This is a genomic window from Streptomyces sp. NPDC048637, assembly GCF_040650675.1.
Classification (GTDB): domain Bacteria; phylum Actinomycetota; class Actinomycetes; order Streptomycetales; family Streptomycetaceae; genus Streptomyces.
The window spans coordinates 138,373-144,623 of the sequence record NZ_JBEZHQ010000022.1; the positions used below are offsets into that span (position 1 = coordinate 138,373).

The 6,251-nt window shown below is 66.9% G+C and carries 7 protein-coding genes and 1 pseudogene; 7 read left to right on the top strand and 1 reads right to left on the bottom strand.

The annotated features are described in order from the left end of the window. The first annotated feature begins 4 nt into the window (after positions 1-4). The 6 genes and pseudogenes from AB0C46_RS25645 (at position 5) to AB0C46_RS25670 (ending at position 4,471) form a co-directional block, all read left to right on the top strand. Positions 5-994, top strand: a complete 990-nt coding sequence (locus AB0C46_RS25645; protein WP_362830566.1) for a tyrosine-type recombinase/integrase — start codon at positions 5-7, stop codon at positions 992-994. A gap of 429 nt (positions 995-1,423) precedes the next feature. Beyond that, entirely contained in the window at positions 1,424-1,768 is a 345-nt protein-coding gene (locus tag AB0C46_RS25650; RefSeq protein WP_362830567.1) for a hypothetical protein, read from the top strand. Further along, positions 1,768-2,724 (top strand): caspase family protein, encoded by a 957-nt coding sequence (locus AB0C46_RS25655; protein ID WP_362830568.1) that lies wholly within the window; start codon positions 1,768-1,770, stop codon positions 2,722-2,724. Before AB0C46_RS25650 ends, AB0C46_RS25655 begins: the two co-directional genes overlap by 1 nt. A 479-nt stretch (positions 2,725-3,203) precedes the next feature. Continuing rightward, positions 3,204-3,383 (top strand): annotated as a pseudogene (locus tag AB0C46_RS25660) (DUF317 domain-containing protein); the annotation flags it as partial. A gap of 114 nt (positions 3,384-3,497) precedes the next feature. Next, a complete protein-coding gene (locus AB0C46_RS25665) occupies positions 3,498-3,947 on the top strand; it encodes a DUF317 domain-containing protein (RefSeq protein ID WP_362830569.1) in 450 nt (149 codons plus the stop codon). A gap of 29 nt (positions 3,948-3,976) precedes the next feature. Next, positions 3,977-4,471: a hypothetical protein gene (locus AB0C46_RS25670; RefSeq protein WP_362830571.1), complete on the top strand. Its 495-nt coding sequence runs from the start codon at positions 3,977-3,979 to the stop codon at positions 4,469-4,471. 229 nt (positions 4,472-4,700) lie between these two features. On the opposite strand, the gene AB0C46_RS25675 is transcribed toward AB0C46_RS25670, so the two are convergent. After that, positions 4,701-4,847, bottom strand: a complete 147-nt coding sequence (locus AB0C46_RS25675) for a hypothetical protein (protein ID WP_362830572.1) — start codon at positions 4,845-4,847, stop codon at positions 4,701-4,703. A 384-nt stretch (positions 4,848-5,231) separates the two neighbouring features. On the opposite strand from AB0C46_RS25675, the gene AB0C46_RS25680 reads away from it, so the two are divergent. Then, a complete protein-coding gene (locus AB0C46_RS25680; RefSeq protein WP_362830573.1) occupies positions 5,232-5,963 on the top strand; it encodes a hypothetical protein in 732 nt (243 codons plus the stop codon). The last annotated feature ends 288 nt before the right edge of the window (positions 5,964-6,251 follow it).

Sequence of the window (6,251 nt, forward strand, 5' to 3'; positions counted from 1 at the left end):
AGCCGTGGCGCTGACCTGGCTGTTCAGCGGCCAGCGCAGCGACGAGATCCGCCGCCTGCGCACCGGCTGCGTCCGCTGGCAGCACGACGGCACTGCCGTCAGCCCGGTCGCCTCCGACATCCTCGCCCGCGACGCCATCTGCCTGCTCGACGTCCCGGCCCACAAGACCGGCACGAGTTTCAGCAAGCCGGTCGACCCTCTGCTCGGACAGGCCATCGAGGTCTGGCAGGCCGTCCGCCCCAAGCAACCTGTGATGCTGGATGCCAAGACCGGCGAACGCGTGGAGTTCCTGTTCGCCCACCGTGCCAAGCGGGTCTCCAAGGACTACATCAACCGCACGATCATCCCGGCGCTGTGCACGAAGGCCGGGGTCCCTGCCAGTGACGTCCGTGGCAAAATCACCAGCCACCGGGCCCGGAGCACCATCGCCAGCCAGCTCTACAACGCCAAGGAACCGATGACCCTGTTCGAGCTGCAGGCATGGCTCGGACACCGGTCGCCCAGCTCCACCCAGTTCTACGCGAAGATTTCCCCCAAGACGCTGGCCAAGGCATATAGCGAGGCCGGCTACTTCGCCCGGAACGTGCGCACCATCGAGGTCCTCGTCGACCGCGACGCCGTGGCCTCCGGCGCGGCAGCCACCGGAGAGCCCTGGCAGTACTACGACCTGGGCCACGGCTGGTGCACCTACACCTTCTTCGAACAGTGCCAGCACCGGATGGCCTGCGCCCGCTGCGACTTCTACACCCCCAAGCACTCCAGCGGGGCCCAACTCCTCGAAGCTAAGGAGAATTTGCAGCGCATGCTCGCCTCCATTCCGCTGACCGAGGACGAACGCGCCGCCGTCGATGACGGCCAAACCGCCATCGACGCCCTCCTCGCCCGGCTCACCGACCTCCCTACACCCGCCGGCCCCACACCACGGGAGCTCGGTTTCCCCGCCACCGCCACCGTCCTGCCCATCGTGGAAGTGCGCCAAGGCACACAGGAGTGAACGTCATGACCGCCAAACGGCGGGGGCGCGCCCGCGTCCGCAGCAGTCATCAGCCGGCGGCACCAGTCGTGGGTGTCGAGGATGTCGTTGAGAGCTTGAAGGGCGTTGGACAGCAGCACCATCGGCAATCCGCGCCGTGGGCGCTGTGCAGGACGGTGAGAACGCGGTGGTCGCTGTACGTCCACATCGGGGTATCGACGGCGGGCAGTTCGCGCAGCATGCGCGGGCCGGGATGGTGGCCGAGTACCCGGGCCCAGTACGCGAGGCCGCTCAGCACGGACAGGTGCCGCCCGCAGGAGAACACCTCGACGATGTCGCACGCGCAGGGCGAGCGACTCGAACTCGCGGATAGTCCTGGCCCGTTTGTCGCGCAGCGCTGATCGTATGTCTCTATCGTGGGTGGATCACGAGAGACAGCACGGGGGTGTCATGCGGGTTCAGGTCAGCATCGAAACGGACGATGGTGGTACGGCGCTCACCGACCTCTACCGCTGGTTACGGCAGGACAGCGAGCTCCGGCGCCATGCCGAGGTGCGGCTGCTGCCACCGCGGCAGACCAGCAGCTTCATGGGTGCCGTCGAGGTTATCGAGCTCGTCGTCAGCCAGGGCATCGCAGCAGCCAACCTCGCGGTCGCTTACGCCACTTGGCGCCAAGGGCGCGCCATGGGCGGCGCTATCACGATCACGGTCGGCGAGGTATCGGTCACGGTCAAGGACGGTTCGGAGGAATCGATACGCCGGATCGTCGAACTCCTGCAGTCCGGGAACGACTAATGGATCTTCCCGACCCCACGAGGTCTCGTGCAGTCTTGATCGGGGTAGACCGCTACCGTCACCTTGCGAACCTGCCCGCGGTGGGCAACAACGTCAGCCGGCTCGCCGCCTTGTTCATGGACCCCCACCTGTGGGGTCTGGCTGAGCAGCACTGCGTGGTGCTGAACAACCCACCGTCCGCCGACACAGTGTTGGACGCCGTTCACGAGGCAGCGGCTGAGGCGACGGACACCCTTGTGGTGTACTTCGCAGGTCACGGACTGCTGTCTCCCGACGCCGACCTGCTGCTCGCTCTGCCAGAGTCCGACCACGAACGGCTCTACCGTACCGTCCCCTACCACCTGCTCCGCCATGAACTCGTCGACACGTGCAGGGCCCTCAGCCGTGTGGTCGTCCTGGACTGCTGCTACAGCGGACGAGCGCTAGAGGGCCACATGGGCCCATCGGTCGAAGTGGCAGACCGCGCCCGCGTCGAGGGTACTTACGTGATGACCGCGTCGTCCGAAATTCAGCTGGCCTGGTCCCCAGAGGGTGAGGAGTTCACGGCCTTCTCGGGTGAATTGTTGAAGGCCCTGACCGATGGGGTACCCGATGCGCCGGACCCGCTGGAGATGGGTGCCCTGTTCCGGCATGTCCGCGGCGAACTGATTGCGAAGGGCCGCCCGGTGCCGCAGCAGCGAGCCCGCAACGCCGGGCACAGTATCGCGTTGACCCGGAATCGCTGGTGGGCGGCGCAGATGTTGGCTCAGCCGCAGGTAACCGCCGCGGAGCGGCACCCGGAGGCGGAGGAGCTGGGACCGATGCTAGCCCCGGCTCGGCAACCTTCCGGGACCAGGTCTGAGCCTTCCGCACCAGGGCGGCAACGTCGGATGGGGACAAGCGATGTGGTCGAGCTGTGCGTGGTATTTGCGGTGATGTTCGCCATCGTCGTCATAGTACTGGCTTCTCTGGCGTGACCAGGACGCGCTACACAGTGAGAGGGTCGGCACTGATACAGACTCGCCCGAGGGCTTTGACGGCCGCCACGGTGGTGCCGGTGCCGCCCAGAGGTCCAGGACGATTCCGAGCGGCGGAGCGTAGCCCGGTACGAGCTGTCGAGGCACGACCGTGCAGGTGACACGGCTGATTGGCAGTTCAGGCGCTTGAGACAAGAGGGTCGGCGAGGGTTCGCAATTGTTTCGATCGACACGCCTGCCGACGACCGGGCGTCCGCCCGCGAGCACGGCCATCACGACGGACCGTCCAAAGTCGTCGACGATGACATGCCCTCCTACGCCCGCAGCCTGAGGGGCAACCACGTCCCTTCCCCAAGGCTCCCTCACCCCCGTCATCTTGCCCGGCAAGAACAAAGGGCCAGCACCACTGGGTCGCTGCACCGGCATCACGAATTCAAGATCAGTAACGGCCTGCGGCTTGACATTTCTGATTCCACATAATCGCCAACGCCTACGTCACCGCACCCGACCGCCGCGTCCGACTCGGATACCTGCCCGAGGGAGACGATGACGGACTCTGGCGAATCAACGCCTACCAGGACCGCTTCGGGCCGCCCACCTGGGGCGTCAGCTTCAACGACCACTGCCCCACCGAGTTCGTCACCGCCTTCACCACAGCCCTCGCCCAGGCATACCAGGACGGCCCCGACCACTACCTCGCCCAGCCCGACCCCGCCGATCCCGAACTCGGCGCCTTCCACGCCGTCGCCCCGCTGATCAACCGCGGGTGGAAGGTGCAGCACCCACGATGGGCCGTCCTGGAACTGCAGACCCCAGACGGCATGGCCCAACTGGAGTACGCCACCGGTTCGCTCGATGCGGACAAGGAACTCACCACCCTGGAGGCCCGCTGGCACCTGTGGGGAGGCCCGAAGAGCGGGTACGCCCGCTGGTACGCCACCGCCTCCACGAACACACCGATACCGCTCGTGAAGGCCATCACCGAGAGCGTGTCCGACCCCGCGCCCCTGCCGCGCTGGAAGGACTCCCTGATGAGCGGTCTGTGCAAACACGCCCAGCTCGTCCCCATCAAGCCTCCACCGCCCCCGGTGCCCACGCCCCTCGACATCCAGCGCACCGCTCCCCGTCGGCCCGCGCTCACTACATACAGCGTTCCGCGCTGGAGCAGCACAACGACCCCGTCAGCCGCCCTCCCCGCCCGGCCCGCCGCCCGCCGCCGCTAAACCGCCGCCAGACCGGAACAAGAGCCCAAGTGTCCTTGCACATACAGAAGTTCTTTAGCGAAGTCCTTGCGCTGCCCTTCGACGAGCACGCCGTCGTCGGCAACGCCTACTACGCCAGCCCACAGCCCGACTCGGCGCTCCGGCTGCGGATCGACTTCGCCCCCACCATCCGTCACGGCGAGTACGACGGTGTGCGCCTGCGCGTCATCCACCCCGACCAGGGCGTCATCGACACCGCGATCCTCCCCTTCGCCGAACACGGCACCTTCGCCCGCCGAGACGCGGCCCGCAACTTCACAGCGGGTCGAGACGGCTACGCCGTCTTCCGTGACTGGAATGACAGGCGCAGTGCTGGCGAGCCGCCGTGGAAGGGCGCCCAGGGAAACGGACTTCGCACCGCGATCACGCAGTACGCCCAAATCTGGTTCCCCTACACGCCGGACCGCACCTCAGCCCGCCAGACGGCGTCCCGCTCTGCCCTGCCGAAGCCAGCCGTCGCACCCGTCGCGCCGCGCACGCGCTGACCATCCACCAGTACCCGAGCCCCACGCCCTCACCCCAGGGCTGCCTGCCCACACGACTCCAGCCACCGCCGCCCCACTTCACAAAGCCCCCGGAATCAGTAGATTTCGGGGGCTTTGCCGTGGGCGCCCGCCCGGCGCGGACGCCGCGCGATGGCCTCGTGGAGGCGGCGCTTGCCCTGCGCGTCTCGGCGGTACGTAGCCCTCGGCTCAGGTTCGTGCTCGCGCCGTTCTACCGGGCTCCGAAGATCACCGCCAACAGTCGTTCCGCGCGCGCCCTGATCTGCGGGTCGGGGTGCGCCAGAGCTACGACGAACAGCGTCGTCAGCACGGCCTGGAGTGAGGTGTAGGAGGTCGCGAAGTGCGAATCGAGGCTCATGCGACAGACCGTACGTGAAGTGCTAGAAGCATGCTTTTTGTCACTAATGTACCAATTGGAGGGGGTGTGCTTGTGTTAATTGCGTCATGTCAACAGCCTTGCTGGTCAGCCCTGTTGAGGGGCGTTGGTCGTCGGGTGCGCGTTCTCGAATTGCCTCGGTTCCGCCGTGATGGACCTCACACAGATTCTGGTGCTCTGTGCTGGTGAGCAGGCAATGCGCAGTGTCTTCGGACCTCGCTGCCACGGAGCGCCCGCGGCTGGGCCGCCATCACCTGGCACCTGAGCCGCAGCGTCGATCGCGACAGGCAGCAGGTAGTACTGGCGATGCACTCTGGCCTGGTGGACGCCCCATCACACCCGGCTTTGCCGCGCTAGGCTGCCGCAGTGATCGAGTCCTGCACGTTGCCCGGCGACCCCACCGAGCTGTACTTGCGCATCTCCTACGACGACGGACTCTGTGACACCCCGCAGGCTGACACGCTGGAGCGGTGGGATGTGGCCGTCCTCCAGCGGCGCCGTGAGCATCACGGCGGCGAGGACCCGGCGGCGACCACTGACTGCGCCCGTGCGGACTGCCCCTCGTGCTCTGTGGAGGACGTCGCGATCGGGAGGATGACCTTCTATCGGGTGCATCTCGACCGCGGGCGGAACGCCTACTGGGCCATGGAAGAGGAATCCGAGGAGCTGTACGAGACAGCGCAGGTGCTCCTCGACCCGCAGACTGGCTCGTTCACCAGCGAGGTCAGCGAGCTGTTGGAGTACATCGGCACCGGCCTGCTCGTCATGGACCGGGTGACCCTCGATCGGCAGTGGCGAGGCCATGGCCTGGCCGTCATCTTGGCCACCGAGGTGATCCACCGGCTCATGCCCGGTTGCCGGGCCATCACCTGCGCACCAGGCATCACCGACCTAAGCAGCCACCGCCTCCGGGACCGACCTGAGTGGGACCGCGTGAACGCGAAGATCGCTGGAGGGTGGGAGCGCATCGGGTTTCGCCTGTACCGCGACAACGTCTATCTCCTCTCGCCCGCCTCGCCGGACTTGGAGGAGCAGCGCGGCGAACTGCGGGGGCGGCTCGTGGAACTCGGTGCATCTTGGAGGTCCGCCACGTCCTGACTGGCGCCGCGGCGAGGGACGAGAGAGCCGTCGCGTCGCAACGCGGGGCAACTCAGTCACCGGTCGCAGAGCCAGAACCTCCAGCGGCTCCGGCGGCAGACCGGCATCTCCACCTTCTCTGGCGGCACCCGCGGCGGCGGGGTGATTCTGCCCGGGGTCAGGCCGGTCAGAAGGAGTCGTTCCGTCTCTACCGCCTAGATGAATGAGTCCGATGTTCTCAGTGGTCGTAGGCGGTCAGGGATCGTTTGGCTGGGGCTCCGGTGGTCCAGTTGTGCCAGATGGCGGTTG

What these genes read in the sequence shown, in the direction of transcription:
- AB0C46_RS25650 (WP_362830567.1), top strand. Translation starts at nt 1,424, where the DNA reads ATGCGGGTTCAGGTCAGCATCGAAACGGACGATGGTGGTACGGCGCTC.
- AB0C46_RS25655 (WP_362830568.1), top strand. Translation starts at nt 1,768, where the DNA reads ATGGATCTTCCCGACCCCACGAGGTCTCGTGCAGTCTTGATCGGGGTA.
- AB0C46_RS25675 (WP_362830572.1), bottom strand. Translation starts at nt 4,847, where the DNA reads ATGAGCCTCGATTCGCACTTCGCGACCTCCTACACCTCACTCCAGGCC.